Raw genomic sequence first — 16710 nt, 5'->3', positions numbered from 1 at the left:
AGGTCGACGGGATATGATGTTTCCGGACCTACGGCCTGTTTTTCACGGACGTCTCATGGATGCGACCTCGCCAGACATTACCCAGCTGCTGTCCCGGTGGCGCGACGGCGACTCCGAAGCGGAAGCCCTGCTGTTGGAGCAGGTCTATCCGGTGCTGCGGCGGCTGGCGCAGAAGCAACTCTCCCAGGGGGGCCGGATCACTCTGGTGGCGACCGAACTGGCCAACGAAGCCTATTTCAAGCTGGTCGAACAGCGCGCGATGCCGTTCCAGAACCGCGCGCACTTCTACGCGATCGCCGCCCACGTCATCCGGCGCCTGCTGGTCGATCATCTGCGTGAGCGCACGGCGTTGAAGCGGGGACGGGGCGTCATGCATGTCACATTGCGGGCGGGGCACGATGTCGCCGCTCCGGTGTCCGATCTCCTCGACGCGTTGGATCTGGATCGCCTGCTGCAGCGCCTGGAGCGGATCAATGCGCGTGCCGGCAAGGTAGTGGAGCTGCGCTATTTCGGCGGGCTGTCGATCGAGGAAACCGCGGAAGCGATCGGCATCTCGCTGCCCACGACCAAGCGCGACTGGCAGTTCGCGCGTGCGTGGCTGCACCAGCAGTTGTCCTGACGCGGCCAGGAGCGCGGCATGACATCTACGCAGACCATCGTGTGGTCGCGCGCCGCTGATGTGTTCACGCGCGCGCTCGATGTCGAGGGCGATGCGCGCGAAGCATACGTGCGCGATGCATGCGGCGAGGACGCCGAATTGCGCCGCGCCGTGCAACGCCTGCTGGACGCGCACGAGGACCTTGGCTCTGACGAGAACGATCCGGCCTTGCGTGCATGGGCAGGCGCGGGCAGTGACCTCATCGATGCCAGCCGGCTCGCGCCGGGAACGCGGATCGGGCCGTTCCGCATCGAGGAGGAACTGGGCATCGGCGGCATGGGCCGCGTCTATCGCGCAACGCGTGAGATCGACGGAGGCGTGCAAACGGTCGCGTTGAAACTGGGGTTGTTTGATCGCCTGTTGCCGCAGACGCGACAGCGCCTGCGTCGCGAACGCCGCCTCCTGGCCACGCTGGAACATCCGCACATCGCACGCCTGATCGATTTCGGCGAATGGACGGAAGGGCAGCCTTACTTCGCGATGGAATTCGTCGACGGCGTGCCGATCACGGTGTACTGCGATCGCCATCGGCTGCCGATCCGCGAGCGTGTCCGCCTGATGCTGGATGTGCTCGGCGCGGTCGAATACGCTCATCAGCGCCTGGTCCTGCATCGCGATCTGAAAGCGGGCAACGTGCTGGTGGATGGAGACGGCAGGGTCAAGCTGCTCGACTTCGGCATCGCCAAGCCGCTGCCAGGCGATGCCGGCGATGTCGCCGAGGCGACGTTGGATGCACAGCGCTACTTTTCACCCGCCACCGCGGCGCCCGAACAGATCACCGGCGCGGCGACAAGCACGGCTTCGGACGTCTATTCGCTCGGCGCTCTGCTGTTCGAGTTGTGCACGGGCGAGCCGCCGCTGCCCATGCGCGATCGCTCGCCGGCCCAGTTCGTCGAGGACATCACCAGGACGATTCCGCCGCTGGCGAGCCAGGTGCTCGCCAGGTTGCAGCGCGAACAGCCGCGGCAAGCGGAACAAGTGGCGGATGCGCGCCATGTCTCCGGTCCCGACATGTTGCGGCGACAGTTTCGCGGCGATCTCGATGCGGTCATCGCCCGCACATTGCGCAAGGAGCCGACGCAACGCTACGCAAGCGCCGAGCAGTTGGCGGCGGACCTGCGCGCCGTGCTCGAATCGCGGCCGATCGCCGCACGGCGCGACGAGCGCGGCTACCGCTTGCGCAAGTTCATCCGCCGCAACGCGGTGGCGGTGACCATCGGTGGCGTCGCCCTGGTCTGCGCGCTGGCGCTCGTCACCGGCCTTGTGCTGCAGTCCCGGCAGTTGGCGCGATCGCGCGACTACGCGGACGCGCGGCGCACGCAGGCGGAGCAGGTGACCACGTTCCTGATCGATCTGTTCCGCGCCGCCGACCCGAAACAGTCGCGTGGGCGCGACCCGAGCGCGCGCGAGCTGCTTGCGCGAGGCGCGGAGCGCCTGACCGGCGATCGGGTCAAGGATGCCGAAACCCGCGCCGCGCTGTCTGCCGCGATCGCCGAGGTCTATCTCGTCCGCAACGACTACGCCAACGCCGAACGTTATTCGGCGACTGCGTTGCGTTTGCGCCAAGGACTCCCGCAGGCTGATTCCGCACAACTGCGCGAGAGTTATCGCCAGCACGCACGCACGGCGCAGGCATTGGGGCGCTATGCGATCGCCGAATCCGACATCGCGCGAGCGTTGTCGAGCCTGCCGAAAACATCGGACATGGATGCGGAACGCTTCGATCTGCTCGGTCTGCGTGCCTCCGTGCTGCAGGCCGGCGGACGTCTCGAACAGTCGCTCGCGTTACAGGAGCAGTTGGTGCGCGATTACGCGCGGCGCTTCGGTGTGCGTGATGCGCGCACGCGCAAAGCGCAACAGCAACTGGCCAGAGTGCTGCTCGCCGCGGGTCAGGATGCACGTGCCGAGGAATTGCTCGAGACGAGCCTGGCAGTGCCGACCGATGCGGACGGTGACGATCCCGCGGTGGCGCGCGATCTCTACACGCTCGCCTTGCTGCGTCGCGATCAGGGGCAATTCGATCAGGCCGAACATATGGCCCAGGCGGCCTTGCGCATCCACCTTCAGGTGTTCGGAGAGCGCCACAGCGCCACCGCGGGGGATCTCAGCGCGTTGGGGACGATCGCGCAGAAGCAGGGGCGCTATCCCCAGGCGGTGGAGTACTTCGAACGCTCGCTCGCGATCAAGCGCGAACTCAACGGGCCGCGACATCAGCGCGTTGCCGCGGCCGAATACAACCTGGGGGAGATGCTGCACTGGTCGCTGGGCGATGCCGCCGCGGCCTCCGAACACCTGCACAATGCCGTTGCCATTGCCGAACAGACCCTGGCGCCCGGCCATCTCAATCTGGCGATCCATCGCCTTGGCCTGGCTATGGCGCTGCACGATCTGGGACGTGACGACGAAGCGCGCGCGGCCGCCATCGCGGCGCGCGACAGTTTCGAACGCCTGCCCGGACAGGTCACGAATCTCGCCTTCGCGCGTGCCGAAATCCTCTGCCTTCGCCGCGACGATCACACCGCCGCCAGCCGGCAGCAGCTAGTGCAAGCATTGACTGTGATTCGCGCCGAGTTCCCGGAGACCGATCCCAAGCGACGCAGGGTCGAAAACTGTTTCCAGCGGACGGAAGATTCGACGACGGGTCGCGCAATTCAATAGCCGTACAGCAGCGGCCAGTTGAGTTTGGCGCCGATGCTCGACTTGATCTGAGAGCCGATCACGAAGCCATTGCGCAGACGGTACGGTCTCCAATGCGCATTGTCCGGGAATGCGAAGAATCGCGACTCGCCCCCCTCGACGCCGATGAACACGCCTTTTTCATCGAATCCGATGTCGACGTCCGGAAACCAGCCTGCATCGACCATTCCCAAAGGTAGAACGGCACTGACCAGCTTCTGGGGCACGTAAGCTTCTTCGCTGGCGAATGACCATCCGGCGTAGGGCGTGGTCAGCCAGGTCGCCACGATCGCGGCATCTTTCCGGTTGCGCGCGAATGAAATCGCGAGCAGGTGTCCACCGAAGCTCGGGCCCGCGTCGGAGACGAAGGACAGCTCGATCAGCATCGCTTCTTCCTTCTCCAGCCCGGCCCCGGAATCGAGATCCAGTTTCCAGGTCTGAAACCAGAGCGCGCCGTTCAACCGAGTCAGGAGTGCGTCGTCGAACATCAGGTCGTGCAGCCGATCGAGTGATTCGGTCCCCCTGCTGGCCTTGTCCAGGGCCACCATGTCGACTTCGCATCCGCCACCCTTGGTTTCGTCGGCAATCTTGTCGGGAGGTTGATCGTCGCAAAACTCGCGGTTGCCTCCGACCGTCGAAATCGGATTCGCAAACGACAGCATCGGCGCGAGCAGCAACACGAAAATCAGCGAACGCATGATCTCTCTCCTTGATGTGTGAGGCCGGCTCGATCGGAAGCGGCTTGCTTCATTACGAGGCGGGGCGGGATTCCCGAGCCGTACACACTAAGACGGAAACCGGAGCGAAACCGGATCACCGCGCCCGAATCGCATCGCCGGTGACGGATGCCGTGACGGACGCGCAGGCAAAAGAAAACCCGGCAACTTGCGTTGCCGGGTTTGAGACGCGGGGAGAGAGACCGCGTGCCGGTTGCCCGGCGATTTGACCTGTTTGCTGACTTACTTGCGCTTGGCCGTGGTGGCCTTGACGACCTGCTCGGCCTCGGCCTGCGCCTTGGCGGTGGTCGACTCGATCTGGGACTTGGCGATCTCGGCGATCGCTTCGTTGGTCTTCAGCGTGCGGCCGAACACTTCCTGGCTGGTGCTGACGACGCGCTCAGCGTTCTCGCGGGCGACCTGCAGGCCCTTCGGCCACACGGCCTTCAGGCTGTCGAAATCGCGGGCGCCGGCAACTTCACCCAGGAAGGCGAAGGTGGCGTTGGCGTTCTCTTCGAACGCGGCGAGCTGCAGACCGAACACCTTTTCGGCGTTTTCGAGGGCCAGGCGGTTGACCTGGGCGGCGGTGTCGGCGAACTGGCGCGACACGGCAGTGAACTGCTCGTTGAACTGGTAGGACATGGCGGACTCCTGCTTGATGGGCCGGCAGGGATTGCCGGGAGTATGTTGCGGCGCAGCATAGCGCGGCTTTTGTTGCGGCGCAACAAATCCCAGTGAGCAGTGCCTGAATCGTTCAGGCGCCAGTGAATTCAATCAGTTAGGCAGGCCGGTAGCGGCATCCGGAGGTGCAGGTCTCGTGTACGACGACCTCGCTCAGCGCCGGTAGCGCGGGTTTCAGGTGCTCCCAGATCCAGATCGCGAGGCGCTCGCTGGTCGGGTTCTCCAGCCCCTCGATCTCATTGAGGTAGTGATGATCGAGTTGCTCGTAGAGCGGCCGGAACGCCGCCTTGATGTCGCCGAAATCCATCACCCACCCGGTCTCGGCACCGGGCTCGCCCGAGACGTGCAGTTCGATGCGGAACGAGTGCCCGTGCAGGCGCGCGCACTTGTGACCGGGCGGCACGTTTGGCAGCCGGTGAGCGGCTTCGATGGTGAAGGTCTTGAAGATGTCCATGGCAGGACGACAGGCGAATGGTGGCTATGGGTGGACTCGAACCACCGACCCCAGCATTATGAGTGCTGTGCTCTAACCGGCTGAGCTACATAGCCATCGGCCGCGCGAGGTCGCGGCGAACCGCGAATTGTCCATGTCGCGCCGACCGGCGTCAATGCGCATCCAGGGATGCCGGCCTTCCAGAATGTGAACAGGCACATAGCTTGTCGCTTCACGCCAGGCATGGCAGAGTCGGGGCAGTGAAAGATTTGGAGTCCGCATCGTGATCGATCCGGACGGTTACAGACCCAATGTCGGCATCGTGCTGATGCACCCCGACGGTCGCGTCTTCTGGGCGCGGCGTGTCCGGCGCGACGGGTGGCAATTCCCGCAGGGCGGGATGAACACCGACGAGACGCCGCTGGAGGCGATGTACCGGGAGCTGCGCGAGGAAACCGGCCTGTTGCCGGAGCACGTGGCCGTGCTCGGGGTGACGCCGGGCTGGCTGCGCTATCGCCTGCCGCCGCGGGCCATCCGCCGCAATGACCGGATGATCTGCATCGGCCAGAAGCAGGTCTGGTTCCTGCTGCAGTTCACCGGCTGCGACACCGACCTGCGCCTGGACCTGACCGACAAGCCCGAGTTCGACCACTGGCGCTGGGTGGACTTCTGGTACCCGCTCGAGCACGTGGTGACGTTCAAGCGTGGCGTCTACGCCAGCGCCCTGCGCCACCTGGCGCCGTTCGCGCGCCAGATCGCCGGGGCACATGCCATCCCGAACGCCCAGATCGAGGCCTGGGCGCGGGCCGTCGGCCGGCATCGGTCACAGCGGTCCCGGCATCGTCCGGCGGGGAGCGCCAAGACCGGACAGAAACCGGACCCCGGCTCTGGCTGAAGCTTCAGTCACGTTAAGAATTGACAATCATTCTCATTGGTGGCGGAATGGGCGTCAGTTCCCAGGTGTCCCGAGCCCGCAACCGTGTACGTCTGTCTCTGCAATGGTGTGACCGAACGTGAAATCCGTCAGGCGGCCCAGGCCGGCTGCGGAAGCATGGCCGAACTCACGATGCGGACCGGTTGTGGCGCCACCTGTGGCAGCTGCGTGTCGATGGCATGTGAAATTCTCGACGAGACACGCAATGAGGCTCCGCGCACAGGCGGCAACGTCGTTCCCTTCCCGCTGGTGCTCAGCGCCGCCTGATCCCGATCGTGCGCGTCCCGTTAGTGCGTGTGTCCCGTTCGTGCGTGATGCGCACGATTCGCGTTTCGTCATGGTTTTTTTCATGGCGCTAGAGTGGCCGCGTCCCGGGTTTTGCAGAGGTCGGCCATGAAAGGCGACGCACAAGTCATCAAGTATCTCAACCAGGCGCTCTACAACGAGCTGACCGCGATCAACCAGTATTTCCTGCATTCGAAGATGCTGAAGAACTGGGGCCTGCACGAACTCGCCAAGCACGAGTACGAAGAATCGATCGACGAGATGAAGCATGCCGACAAGCTTGCCGATCGCATTCTCTTCCTCGAAGGGCTGCCGAACTTCCAGGCACTGGGCAAGCTGAAGGTCGGCGAGTCGCCGCGCGAGATCATCGAGTGCGACCTGGCGCTGGAGATGGAAGCGATCCCGCTGCTGCGCGAGGCCATCGCTTATTGCGAGAAGGTCAACGACTACGTCAGCCGCCGCCTGTTCAACGACATCCTCGACTCCGAGGAAGAGCACGTCGATTGGCTGGAGACGCAGCTCGACCTGATGCAGCGCGTCGGCGAGCAGAATTATCTGCAGCGCAAGATCGAGGATTGATTCTCTAGCGGGGCGGAGTTTGTCTGCCCCTGATTCGTCGTTCCCGCGAAGGCGGGAATGACGAGCGCGAGTGCCGGAATACTTCAGGCCGTCGCTTTGCGTTTCAGCGCCAGCAGTGCATGTTTCACACGCACGAATTCGGCCGCGACTCTCGCGACGTCTGCCTTCGCGTTCGGCAACGATTGCGTGCGCGCACCGAGTTCCACGTACTTGGTCGCATCCGAAAGCGGCACCGCGCCGAGGTTGGCGCTGGAGTTCTTCAGCGCATGCGCGGCATCGTATAGCCGCTGGAAATCCGGGCCGACAGCCGCCGCCTGCATCGTGCCGATCAATTGCGGCGCATCTTCGAGGAACAGATCGACCAGGCGATCGAATTCGCCGCCGAGCAGGCCGCGCAGGTCTTCGAGGATTTCGTTGTCGATGGCGGGTGCTAGCAAGGGACTCTCCGGTTGGCGAGTTTCCGGCTCGACAGAAGATGATGGTGTGGCGACGTCCACAGGGGACGGCAATGGAGCGGCGGAAGTATCGGCATCCTCGCCGGCCAGTCCGCTCAGCTTCGGATCGTTGATGTCGATGCGCACGTCGCTCGGCTGGATATCCGCATCGTCGAACGGAATGTCTTCAGGCGTCGTGTCGTCAGCGGCTTCGGGATTCCACCAGCGCTGCAGGCAGGCTTCGAGTTCGGCGCGTGTCACGGGCTTGGGCAGGTAGTCGTCCATGCCGGCGTCGAGGCACTTCTGGCGATCGCCGGCCATCGCGTTGGCGGTCATCGCGATGATCGGAAGATGCCTGCCGCCAACCGCGCGTTCGCGTTCGCGCCACTGGCGCGTGGCGGTGTAGCCGTCCATGACCGGCATCTGGCAGTCCATCAGCACGATGTCGTAAGGCGCTTCCGCCATCTTGGCGAGGGCGATCTCGCCATTGCCGGCGGTGTCGCTGCGGATGTCGAGCACGCTCAACAGGCGCTGCCCGACCATGAGATTGACCGGGTTGTCTTCCACCAGCAGGACACGGGCATCCTGCAGCGATGCCGCTGCCGCCTGCTTCGCGCATTCGTCGGCCGAAGCCTGTGCCGTTTCGGAAAAATCCAGCGCGGTCAGCGCATCGCGCAGATCGTCGTCGGGCGCATTGCGGCTGAGCAGGGTGGCGCTGCGACGCAGGTCGTCGCCGACCGGTTCGTCGCCGTAGAGGCAGACCAGATGCAGGCGCTTCGAAACGGTCTGCCGCGCCAGATAGCGCTGCAGCGCGGGCACGGTGTTGCGCATGCCGGCAAGATCGGCGAGCACGATCGAGTACGCCCAATCCGAGCCGAGGCTGATCGAGTTGCGCAGGCGGTCGATGGCTTCCTGCGTGGTCTCCACCGCGGCCACGCGCAATCCCCAGTTCGGCAGCAGCAGCGACAGGCGCAGACGCAGGCGCGGATCGGTGCTGAGCAGCAATACGCGCCCGCGATCGGCGGCGTCGGGCGCCGCGCCGGGAATGTCGCCCTGCGCCTTCAGCAGCGGCACTTCGAACCAGAACGCGGCGCCTTGTTTCGGCATGGATTCCACGCCGATGCGTCCGCCCATCAGGTCGACGATGCGCTTGCAGATCGCCAGTCCGAGTCCGGTGCCGCCGTACAGGCGCGTGGTCGAGGCATCGGCCTGGGTGAAGGCCTGGAACAGTCGCGCTTGTGCATCCTGGGCGATGCCGATGCCGGTGTCGCGCACTTCGAAATGCAGCAGGTGCTGCGCGCCGGTTTCGCCGATGCGGCGCACGCTCACCGTCACCGAGCCGCGTTCGGTGAATTTCACCGCGTTGCTCACCAGGTTGCTCAGCACCTGACGCAGCCGCACCGGATCGCCGCGTACCGGCAGTCGCACGGACGGATCGATCTGCAGGTGCAGTCGCAGCCCCTTGTTCTGTGCCGGGCGTTCCATCAGGCGAATCACGCCGTCGAGCACTTCGCGCAGATTGAAGCTGGTGGATTCGAGTTCGAGCTTGTCCGCTTCGAGCTTGGAGTAGTCGAGGATGTCGTCGACGATGCGCAGCATCTGCTGCGACGAGGTGTAGGCGGTGCGCACCAGTTCGATGTGGTCGGGCGCGAGCGGGGCGTGGATCAGCAGGTCGAGCATCGGCACGATGCCGTTGAGCGGCGTGCGGATCTCGTGGCTCATCGTGGCGAGGAATTCGTCCTTCGACATCAACGCGGATTCGGCCGCCTGCTTCGCATGGCGCAGTTCGCGTTCGAGCTGCGTGTGCCGTTCGAGTTCGCGTTGCAGCTCGTCGAGCCGGGCCGCGTCGCGGACCATGATCTCGTTCTGCAGTTCGCGTTCGGCATGCTCGCGTTCGCGCGTGGTCTTGATGCCGTAGGCGGCCGCGCCGGCGGCGATCAGCGTGAGCAGCAGCGCCAGGGCATGCCAGGCGCCGCCGATGCCGAAAAAACCCGGGAGCAGCAGCAATGCCGCGCCACCGGCCGCCGCGGGTGCCAGCCAAGTCGGGACCGGAGGCGGTGGCGATGCCCGGAAGTCCATGCGCAGGCGCTCAGAGGATCGAGTGCTGGAAGTCGAAATCGAGCGTGTCGGCGGCCTGCTGCACCAGGTTGCCCTGGATGTAGTCGACGCCGCTCACCCACAGCGTCGCCGCCGATTGTGGGTTCTCCACCTGCTGGCCGATCACCTGCAGGCCGAGCAGGTGCGCGCGCTCGATCGCCGCGCGCATTTCGTCGCGCAGCGGCACGTCGTCGAGGTGGCTGGAGTAGCGCGCCGACAGGCGCACGAAACTCAGCGGCAACTGCGCGAGCAGGGCATTGGCTTCGTCGCTGGCGCGATACTGGCCAAGGCACAGCTGCACGCCGGCGGTGACCATTGCGGCGCAGAATTCCTGCAATGCGATGGTGTGGATCAGTGCGTCGTCCTGGCGCACGTCGAGCACGAGCGAGCCGCTGTCGATGCCTTCCTCGCGCACCAGCGCGAGGAGCCAGTCGGCGTAACCACCGCGGCCCAGGCTGCGCGCCGATTGCGAGACGAACAGGCGCACGGGCTGCTTTTCGCGACTGCGCCGGCGCAAGACCGCGACGGCGAGCTGCATGACACGGCGATCGATTTCCTGCAGCGCGCCGGTCGCCTCGATGGCGGGCAGGATCTCGCCGGCGGTATGCAGCTGACCTTCACCGTCGCGCAGCCGCAGCAGCGTCTGGTATTGCGCCTCGCCGCCGCCGGCGACGGCGATGATCGGCTGATAGGCGAGTTCGAAGCCGTCATGCATCATCGCTTCGTGCACGAGGCGCATGCCGGCGCTGTCGGTGCCGCGTTCCTTCGCCGGTGGCACGTGCACGGCGATGCCCGCCGGCTGCGCGCGCGCGAGGCGCAGGGCCTGTTCGGCGGCGGCCAGTGCGCTGGTGGCATCCTCGAAACTGTGCGGCAGCGGGGTGTAGCCGATCAGGGCGCGCAGGCGGACGGATTCGTCGCCGATGGTGATGTCGCGGCGGCCGAGTTCGTCGCGCAGCGCGCGTGCGCGATCCAGCTGCGCGGCGGCGCCGGCATCGGGCGCGAGCACCAGGAACGAATTCTCGTTGAGACGCGCGACCGCGTTGTCGTCGGCGATGGCGGCGATGGCGCGCCCGGCTTCGATCAACGCCGCTTCGAGCGCGAAGTAGCCGTAGCGGTCGCGCAGCGTGGCGACGCCTTCGATCTCGACGAAATACAGCCCGCTCGGGGTCTGTGCGTGGATGGCGGCGTCCAGGCGCTGCAGCATCGCCGCGCGCGTGTACAGCCCAGTGAGCGGATGCCGGCCTTCGCCGTCGCGCTGGCGCTGCCAGGCACGCGCGCGACGCACGCGGCTGGCCACGGCGACGATCAGGTGGCGCGGCCGCACCGGCTTGGAGAGGACGTCATCGGCACCGGCCTGCAGCACTTCCAGCTGCTGGTCCGGATCGGTGTCGCCGGTGAGGATCACCACCGGCATCTGCGAGAAGGCGGGATCGGCGCGGATCGCGCTGGTGATCTCGATGCCACTGGTGCCGGGCATGTGCAGGTCGGTGAGCACCAGTTCGGGGCCGAACTCGCGCAGCGCCGCCAGGATCTCGGTGCCGGAGCCGATCACGCGCACGTCCATGCCGGCGCCGTTGAGCACGCTTTGCGCGAACAGGGCCTGGCTGCGGTCGTCCTCGATCAGCAGGACGCGATAGGGTGCTTCGCCTTCGGGTTCGACGGGCGGAGCGGCGCGTAGCGCGGGCGCGGATGCCGCTGCATCGTCGGTGGCAGCGTCGAGTGCCGGGAGCTGAGCCGGTGGCGCATCCGACACGCCCCAACGCCGCCAGTAGTGCGGCGGCGGGAATTCTGCGCGCGCGGCATGTTTGCGCTCTGCGTCGGCAGCAGCGGCCGTTGGCGTGACGGGCACGGGTCCTGATCCCCTGATCGGTCGTTGTCGCGATAGTGTGATACAGCCTACAGCATCGAACCACGCGGACAGGACGGGTTCGGCACCGCGATGGGCGCATTCATGTGCCTTGATGTGAGCGGCTGCCGTTCTTGGGCGTTTGTCATGGCCCCGGCGCCGAGCCCCAAAGGTCGGCCTCGCTAGGCGCGCGTCCCCGCCTCGACCGGCCGCTTCGGCGCGCGGCGGAACAGCTTGCGCCAGATCCACCACAGCAGCAGCGCGAACGAGAGGCTGACCGCGACCACGATCGCCAGCGCGATCCACGGATGCGCGAACGCCAGCGCCAGCCCACCGACCACCACGGCGTCCTCGGTCACCGAGGCGGTCCAGTTGCTGACCGGCTCGGGCGAGGTGTTCATCAGCGCCCGCGAGCCGGCCTTGATCACGTGACTGGTCAGGGCCACGCCGGCCCCGGTGGCGAGCATGCCGGCGCCCAGATGCCCGTCCGGCGACAGCGTGGCGGCGGCGAGGAAGGCGCCGGCCGGCACCCGCAGCAGGGTGTGCAGGAGGTCCCAGCCGGAATCGACGCCCGGAATCTTGTCAGCGAAGAACTCTGCCAGCGCCAGCACCCCGGATACGCCGAGCACCCAGGGCGAGCTGGTGACTTCCAGCGCCTGCGGCAGGTCGAGCCAGCCGAAATAGCCGGCGATGCCGATCCCGAACACGGTGAGATAGACACGGATGCCGGCCAGCCATGCCAGCAGCACGCCGATCGCGAACAGATGGGCTTCCGACATCGCAGCTCTCCCTAGGCCCCAGTGTGGCGATGCAAAAATGCGTGCGCGCAGATTAGCGCAGCCTGAGTGGCTACCGCGCTCCCTGCCGGATGCAGGTTGACGCCGGTTCGGGCTGCTCGCTATACCGGTGTGATGTCAGAAACTGAACAACCCGCGGCCGGGACGCAGACGCCCGCCGCCGCCGCTCCCCCCGCGCAACCGGCGCCCGCTCCGGCCGCCAAGAAGCGGCGCCTGAAGCCCTGGCACTGGGGCGCGATCGTGATCCTCTCCTTGCTGTTCGGCTTCTGGGGCCTGTGGCGGGTGTTCGTGCCGGCGGCGGGCGATCCGCGCGCGCGCCTGCGCGAGCAGCAGGCGCAGATCGAGACCCTGCAGCAGCAGGTGGCCACGCTGACCCGCTCCGACCAGATCAGCCGTGACGCCAACCGCGACCTGCAGGGCACGCTGGCCGAACGCGACGAGGAGATTTCCGGCCTGCGTGCCGATGTCGCCTTCTACGAGCGCTTCGTCGGCGCCACCGGGCAGCGGCGCGGGCTCACCGTGCACGAGCTGCAATTGCAGCCGCAAAGCGACGTCGCCTGGCATTTCACCGCCACCCTGACCCAGAACCTCAACCGCGGCGCGGTCAGCAGCGGCAACGTGGCCCTGTCGGTGGAAGGCACGCGCGAGGGCAAGCTGCAGCGCCTGGGCTGGGCCGATCTCCGTCAGCAACCGAACGCGCCCGGAGTTGCCTATTCGTTCAAGTATTTCCAGCAGGTCGAGGGCGACATCGTGCTGCCGCCCGGCTTCAAGCCGCTGCGCGTGAGCGTGCGGCTCGATCCGCAGGGCGGTTCGGCGGTCGAACAGTCGTTCCCGTGGACCGAGGCGGCCGCCGAAGCCGCCGCGACCGAGCGTTCCGCCACCGGAACTTGAAGCGGCACCCTCGGCGCCCCATCCTGTAGGCATGGAAGCGACCACCCCCAACATGCCCGCCGCGCCCGGCTACCAATCGCTGGAGCGTCCGCTCGACTTCACCCCCTCGGCCGCGGCCAAGGTGCGCGAGCTGATCGCCGAGGAAGGCAATCCGGCGCTCAAGCTGCGCGTCTACATCCAGGGCGGCGGCTGCTCCGGCTTCCAGTACGGCTTCGAGTTCGACGAGCAACAGGGCGAGGACGACCTCGCCATCGACACCGACGGCGTGACGCTGCTGGTCGATCCGCTCAGCCTGCAATATCTGATGGGCGCTTCCGTCGACTACGTCGAGAGCCTGCACGGCGCGCAGTTCACGATCCGCAATCCGAACGCGAAATCGACCTGCGGCTGCGGGTCCTCGTTCACCGTCTAACGGCCGCTCCTGCGCGGGCTTCTACTGGCAGATTCGAGCCGACGATCGCCCATGACGCAACAGCCCAACGCCACTACCTACGCCTTCGTCGAAGGCGCGCTCGACCGTGCCGAACACCTGCGCCGCGATGCCGATGCGCTGGTGGCGCTGTGGTCGCGCGCTCAACTGCTCGCGATCGACGAGGAGGGCAGAGCCGGCGCCGATGCCGAAGGCGGAATGTTGGTGCTGCGCGGCGACGACTTCGCCGACATCGATCCGGCGCGCGCCTTGTTTCTGGGGCTGCAGGGTGAGGACGCCTGGTTCGCGCTGCGCGCCGAGGAGATCATGCTCGAACTGGTGCAGCGCGTGGATCTGCGTACCGCGGCCGCGGCTTGGCCGGCACCGGCGGCGACCGCGTTCGCGCAAGCGCGCGCGCTGCTGCACTGGCGCGCACGGCATCGTCATTGCGGCGCCTGCGGCACCGCGCTGGATTTCGTGTCGGCGGGCTGGCTCGGACGCTGTCCGCAATGCGGGCTGGAACACTATCCGCGCACCGATCCGGCGGTGATCGTCGCCGTCAGCGATGGCGAGCGATTGCTGCTTGGCCGACAGGCGGCGTGGCCGCCGCGGCGCTATTCGACGCTGGCCGGCTTCGTCGAGCCGGGCGAATCGCTGGAACAGACGGTGGCGCGCGAAGTCTTCGAGGAAAGCCACGTGCGCGTGCGCAGTTGCCGCTATCTGGCCTCGCAGCCGTGGCCGTTCCCCTCGTCGCTGATGCTGGGCTTCCTGGCCGAGGCCGAGCCGGACGAGCCGGTGGTCGACGATGAACTCGAGGACGCACGCTGGTTCACCTTCGACGAGATCGATGCGGCGATCCGCGCCTCGGATTCGCGCCAGCGCGGAGAGGAGGTGCCCTTGCTGCTGTCGCCCTCGATTTCGATCTCGCGCTGGCTGATCGACCGCTGGCACGCGGAGATGCGCGCCCGCCGCTGACCGCGATGCAGGCCGTCGCGCCGGTGCATTAAACTCGGGCCATGTTCGTCACCCTCATCGCCACCGTCGTCGCCCTCGCGCTTGGCCATCTCGCGCCGTCGCTGGCGCCCGCCGTCCGCCATTACGGCTGGTACCACGCCTGGACGCGCTGGCTGGATTCGAAATTCCCGCAGGAGAGCTTCTGGCGCAGCCAGTACGGCATCGTGCTGGCGCTGCTGCCGCCGTTGCTGCTGGTGCTGTTCTTCCAGTTCGCGCTCGACGACGGCCCGGTACTGGGGCTGGCGGCGATCCTGTTCGGCATCGCCGTGCTGTTCTACACCTGGGGGCCGAGCGATCTCGATCGCGAGGTCGATGCGATCGCCGAGGCGCGCGATCCGGTGGCTCGCCACAATGCGGCCTCGCATTTGTGGCCGCCGGGCGAGCCGGTATCGCTGGATGGTCCGTCACTGGTGGGCGCCGTCTTCCGCAACGCCAAGCAGCGTTGGTTCGGGGTGTTGTTCTGGTTCATGCTGCTCGGGCCGGTGGGCGCATTGCTGTATCGCCTCACCGCGATCACCGCCGAAGGCGACGGTACGCATGTCTTGCCGCCGGAGACCGTTGCCGGCGCGCGTACCTTGCTCGCCATCCTCGATTGGCCGGTGGCGCAGGTGATGACGCTGGCGATGGCGCTGGTGGGGAATTTCGACTCCGTCTTCGGTGCCTGGAAGGAAGCCGGTGGCGCCTCGTTCTCGCTGGATGCCGGGTTTCTGGAAGCGGCGGCGCGAGCCAGTGTGAAGAGCGAGCTTGCGGAAGAGGCGGCGGATGAGACCGAGTCCGGCGTGGTGGCCAAGTCGGCCGCGCTGGTGGCCGGGGTGTCGGAGTTGCCGGAATTGCGGGATGCGATGAGTTTGGTTTGGCGGGTGTTGTTGGTGTGGTTGGCGGTGTTGGCGGTGTTTGTGATCGGGGGATGGGTGAGCTGAAGAGGTTCGTCATTCCCGCGTAGGCGGGAATCCATGGACGTTGCCTTGGCTCGTCATCCCAGCGGAAGCTGGGATCCATTTTGATGTTGCTGTTGCTCGTCATTCCGGCGGTTTTTAACAGCCGGATGGCTGGTCAAGCCGGAATCCAGCGTCTTTGCTTTTAGGCTGTTGCCTTTGAAGAGCAAAAGCGTTTCGTCCGCTGCGCGGCCGAGTTCATTTCTTTTGGTAAGCCCCAAAAGAAACGAACCAAAGAAAAACGCTTTTCCCGACAAAGCAGCCCCACCGCATCACTGCTATCGGGATTTTTCGACTCGCCATCCTGGCTCGGTCGAAAAACGGCGCACATCCCTGTGCGCCACCCTCCGGGTCTCCGGATGTGGCGGCGACTCAAAGATTTTTTAGAAGCAAGCTGCAACAGCTAGTGATTGCTGTTAATTCGGCGCTAGCAAAGTAAAGGGCCACCACGGCAGATTGCGTGCGACCCAGTACGTCGGCAACAGAATCAACCAAAGCTTCGGCTCCGACAGTAGCGCGACTAGCGGGTGCAGCCAGCGTGGGCGCCAGCCGAATTTCCAGGCGGTGAGCAGGGGCGAGATCGCCAGTAGCGTCATGGCCAGTGGATTCATCGAGAACGCGTGTGCGATGTCGCCATGCACGAGGGCGTGCAGTGCGCGCGTGATGCCGCAGCCGATGCACCAGTAGCCGGTCAGTTCGTGGAACACGCACGGGGGGAAGATGCCCGGGACGTTCGGATCGAAATTGCGCAGCACCCAAATGCCGACGGCGGCGGTTCCCACCGCCGCCGTCGCCAGGGTTGCTTGCAGTGGACGCGATGCGATCACTGCTGCATGGATTGCATCTGGCGCATCCACTCCTGGTAGGCCGCCGGGCCACCCGTCGCGTAGAAGTAGACGTTGATCAGCAGGCCGATGATCGCCAGTGCCGTCGCGACCCAGCACCAGGTCTTGGCGTTCTTCGAGGCGCGCTGCGCGGCTTCGAGGTTGCCCTGCGCGAGCAGGCCGTTGACCTTGCTGGAGAAGACGATGGCGACGATGCCGAGCAGGCCCAGCGGGCAGCACAGGCAGGCGCCCAGGACCGTCGAGATGATCGACCAGGCGAGGTAGTTCGGCACGCTCCCCGGCGGTAGCGGCGCGGCGGCGCCAAAGGATTGCCCGGGAGCGGGCGGAGGTGAGGGCGGCAGGCTGCTCATGGTCGATCTCCGTTATCGATGAATGGAATAAGGCAGGGGATCGAATGGGCGCCGGTCCTCGACCTGGCGCTCCGCCGCTTGGATGTCCCCTGCGCTTAGCCTAACCGAGCGCGGCGCCTAGGCAAAGTTA

The 16710-nt window shown here is 66.2% G+C and carries 17 protein-coding genes and 1 tRNA gene; 9 read left to right on the top strand and 9 right to left on the bottom strand.

The window, feature by feature from the left end; genetic code table 11:
• The first annotated feature begins 55 nt into the window (after positions 1–55).
• Positions 56–619 (top strand): ECF-type sigma factor, encoded by a 564-nt coding sequence (locus LG367_RS10820; RefSeq protein ID WP_226469237.1) that lies wholly within the window; start codon positions 56–58, stop codon positions 617–619.
• 18 nt (positions 620–637) lie between these two features.
• Entirely contained in the window at positions 638–3316 is a 2679-nt protein-coding gene (locus tag LG367_RS10815) for a serine/threonine-protein kinase (protein WP_226469236.1), read from the top strand.
• Here the strand turns inward: LG367_RS10815 and LG367_RS10810 are convergent.
• The 4 genes from LG367_RS10810 to LG367_RS10795 all read right to left on the bottom strand — a co-directional run bounded on the left by LG367_RS10810 (position 3310) and on the right by LG367_RS10795 (position 5280).
• Positions 3310–4032, bottom strand: coding sequence for a hypothetical protein (locus LG367_RS10810; protein WP_226469235.1), 723 nt, complete (start codon positions 4030–4032; stop codon positions 3310–3312). The genes LG367_RS10815 and LG367_RS10810 overlap by 7 nt on opposite strands.
• Positions 4033–4293: 261 nt before the next feature.
• Positions 4294–4692, bottom strand: a complete 399-nt coding sequence (locus tag LG367_RS10805) for a phasin family protein (RefSeq protein ID WP_226469234.1) — start codon at positions 4690–4692, stop codon at positions 4294–4296.
• Positions 4693–4828: 136 nt separating this feature from the next.
• Positions 4829–5185 (bottom strand): 6-carboxytetrahydropterin synthase QueD, encoded by a 357-nt coding sequence (gene queD / locus LG367_RS10800; RefSeq protein ID WP_226469233.1) that lies wholly within the window; start codon positions 5183–5185, stop codon positions 4829–4831.
• Positions 5186–5203: 18 nt separating this feature from the next.
• Positions 5204–5280, bottom strand: a tRNA-Met gene (locus tag LG367_RS10795).
• Positions 5281–5447: 167 nt separating this feature from the next.
• Between LG367_RS10795 and LG367_RS10790 the strand changes: the two genes are divergently transcribed.
• From LG367_RS10790 to bfr, 3 genes are all read left to right on the top strand, one after another.
• Positions 5448–6059, top strand: a complete 612-nt coding sequence (locus tag LG367_RS10790) for an RNA pyrophosphohydrolase (protein ID WP_425490943.1) — start codon at positions 5448–5450, stop codon at positions 6057–6059.
• Positions 6060–6143: 84 nt separating this feature from the next.
• Positions 6144–6365, top strand: a complete 222-nt coding sequence (locus LG367_RS10785) for a (2Fe-2S)-binding protein (RefSeq protein ID WP_226469232.1) — start codon at positions 6144–6146, stop codon at positions 6363–6365.
• Between the two features lie 126 nt (positions 6366–6491).
• Positions 6492–6962, top strand: a complete 471-nt coding sequence (gene bfr / locus LG367_RS10780; RefSeq protein WP_226469231.1) for a bacterioferritin — start codon at positions 6492–6494, stop codon at positions 6960–6962.
• 83 nt (positions 6963–7045) lie between these two features.
• On the opposite strand, the gene LG367_RS10775 is transcribed toward bfr, so the two are convergent.
• The 3 genes from LG367_RS10775 to LG367_RS10765 all read right to left on the bottom strand — a co-directional run bounded on the left by LG367_RS10775 (position 7046) and on the right by LG367_RS10765 (position 12118).
• Entirely contained in the window at positions 7046–9475 is a 2430-nt protein-coding gene (locus tag LG367_RS10775; protein WP_425490942.1) for a hybrid sensor histidine kinase/response regulator, read from the bottom strand.
• A 10-nt stretch (positions 9476–9485) separates the two neighbouring features.
• Positions 9486–11342, bottom strand: a complete 1857-nt coding sequence (locus LG367_RS10770; protein WP_226469230.1) for an EAL domain-containing protein — start codon at positions 11340–11342, stop codon at positions 9486–9488.
• 179 nt (positions 11343–11521) lie between these two features.
• Positions 11522–12118: a DUF4126 domain-containing protein gene (locus LG367_RS10765; RefSeq protein WP_226469229.1), complete on the bottom strand. Its 597-nt coding sequence runs from the start codon at positions 12116–12118 to the stop codon at positions 11522–11524.
• A gap of 132 nt (positions 12119–12250) precedes the next feature.
• Between LG367_RS10765 and LG367_RS10760 the strand changes: the two genes are divergently transcribed.
• Genes LG367_RS10760 through LG367_RS10745 form a run of 4 tightly spaced genes read left to right on the top strand, consistent with a single transcriptional unit; the run spans position 12251 to position 15370 of the window.
• Positions 12251–13027 (top strand): DUF6776 family protein, encoded by a 777-nt coding sequence (locus LG367_RS10760; protein WP_226469228.1) that lies wholly within the window; start codon positions 12251–12253, stop codon positions 13025–13027.
• Positions 13028–13058: 31 nt separating this feature from the next.
• Positions 13059–13439, top strand: a complete 381-nt coding sequence (erpA, locus tag LG367_RS10755) for an iron-sulfur cluster insertion protein ErpA (RefSeq protein WP_226469227.1) — start codon at positions 13059–13061, stop codon at positions 13437–13439.
• A gap of 51 nt (positions 13440–13490) precedes the next feature.
• Entirely contained in the window at positions 13491–14411 is a 921-nt protein-coding gene (nudC, locus tag LG367_RS10750) for an NAD(+) diphosphatase (protein WP_226469226.1), read from the top strand.
• Positions 14412–14452: 41 nt separating this feature from the next.
• On the top strand, positions 14453–15370 hold the full coding sequence (locus LG367_RS10745) for a hypothetical protein (RefSeq protein WP_226469225.1): 918 nt from the start codon (positions 14453–14455) through the stop codon (positions 15368–15370).
• Positions 15371–15801: 431 nt separating this feature from the next.
• Here the strand turns inward: LG367_RS10745 and LG367_RS10740 are convergent, their stop codons facing one another.
• Positions 15802–16209 (bottom strand): DUF2752 domain-containing protein, encoded by a 408-nt coding sequence (locus LG367_RS10740; RefSeq protein WP_226469282.1) that lies wholly within the window; start codon positions 16207–16209, stop codon positions 15802–15804.
• Entirely contained in the window at positions 16209–16580 is a 372-nt protein-coding gene (locus tag LG367_RS10735; protein WP_226469224.1) for a CD225/dispanin family protein, read from the bottom strand. Before LG367_RS10735 ends, LG367_RS10740 begins: the two co-directional genes overlap by 1 nt.
• Positions 16581–16710: the final 130 nt, after the last annotated feature.

Source organism: Luteimonas panaciterrae, from assembly GCF_020511115.1.
GTDB lineage: Bacteria > Pseudomonadota > Gammaproteobacteria > Xanthomonadales > Xanthomonadaceae > Luteimonas > Luteimonas panaciterrae.
The sequence above is the reverse complement of the archived record's forward strand: the minus strand, read 5'-3'. Positions and strand labels throughout refer to the sequence as shown.

Excerpts from the sequence above, each read along its gene's own strand:
- LG367_RS10820 (WP_226469237.1), top strand. The coding sequence starts at position 56 with ATGGATGCGACCTCGCCAGACATTACCCAGCTGCTGTCCCGGTGGCGC.
- LG367_RS10815 (WP_226469236.1), top strand. The coding sequence starts at position 638 with ATGACATCTACGCAGACCATCGTGTGGTCGCGCGCCGCTGATGTGTTC.
- LG367_RS10810 (WP_226469235.1), bottom strand. The coding sequence starts at position 4,032 with ATGCGTTCGCTGATTTTCGTGTTGCTGCTCGCGCCGATGCTGTCGTTT.
- LG367_RS10805 (WP_226469234.1), bottom strand. The coding sequence starts at position 4,692 with ATGTCCTACCAGTTCAACGAGCAGTTCACTGCCGTGTCGCGCCAGTTC.
- queD (WP_226469233.1), bottom strand. The coding sequence starts at position 5,185 with ATGGACATCTTCAAGACCTTCACCATCGAAGCCGCTCACCGGCTGCCA.
- bfr (WP_226469231.1), top strand. The coding sequence starts at position 6,492 with ATGAAAGGCGACGCACAAGTCATCAAGTATCTCAACCAGGCGCTCTAC.
- LG367_RS10775 (WP_425490942.1), bottom strand. The coding sequence starts at position 9,475 with ATGGACTTCCGGGCATCGCCACCGCCTCCGGTCCCGACTTGGCTGGCA.
- LG367_RS10765 (WP_226469229.1), bottom strand. The coding sequence starts at position 12,118 with ATGTCGGAAGCCCATCTGTTCGCGATCGGCGTGCTGCTGGCATGGCTG.
- LG367_RS10760 (WP_226469228.1), top strand. The coding sequence starts at position 12,251 with ATGTCAGAAACTGAACAACCCGCGGCCGGGACGCAGACGCCCGCCGCC.
- erpA (WP_226469227.1), top strand. The coding sequence starts at position 13,059 with ATGGAAGCGACCACCCCCAACATGCCCGCCGCGCCCGGCTACCAATCG.
- nudC (WP_226469226.1), top strand. The coding sequence starts at position 13,491 with ATGACGCAACAGCCCAACGCCACTACCTACGCCTTCGTCGAAGGCGCG.
- LG367_RS10745 (WP_226469225.1), top strand. The coding sequence starts at position 14,453 with ATGTTCGTCACCCTCATCGCCACCGTCGTCGCCCTCGCGCTTGGCCAT.
- LG367_RS10735 (WP_226469224.1), bottom strand. The coding sequence starts at position 16,580 with ATGAGCAGCCTGCCGCCCTCACCTCCGCCCGCTCCCGGGCAATCCTTT.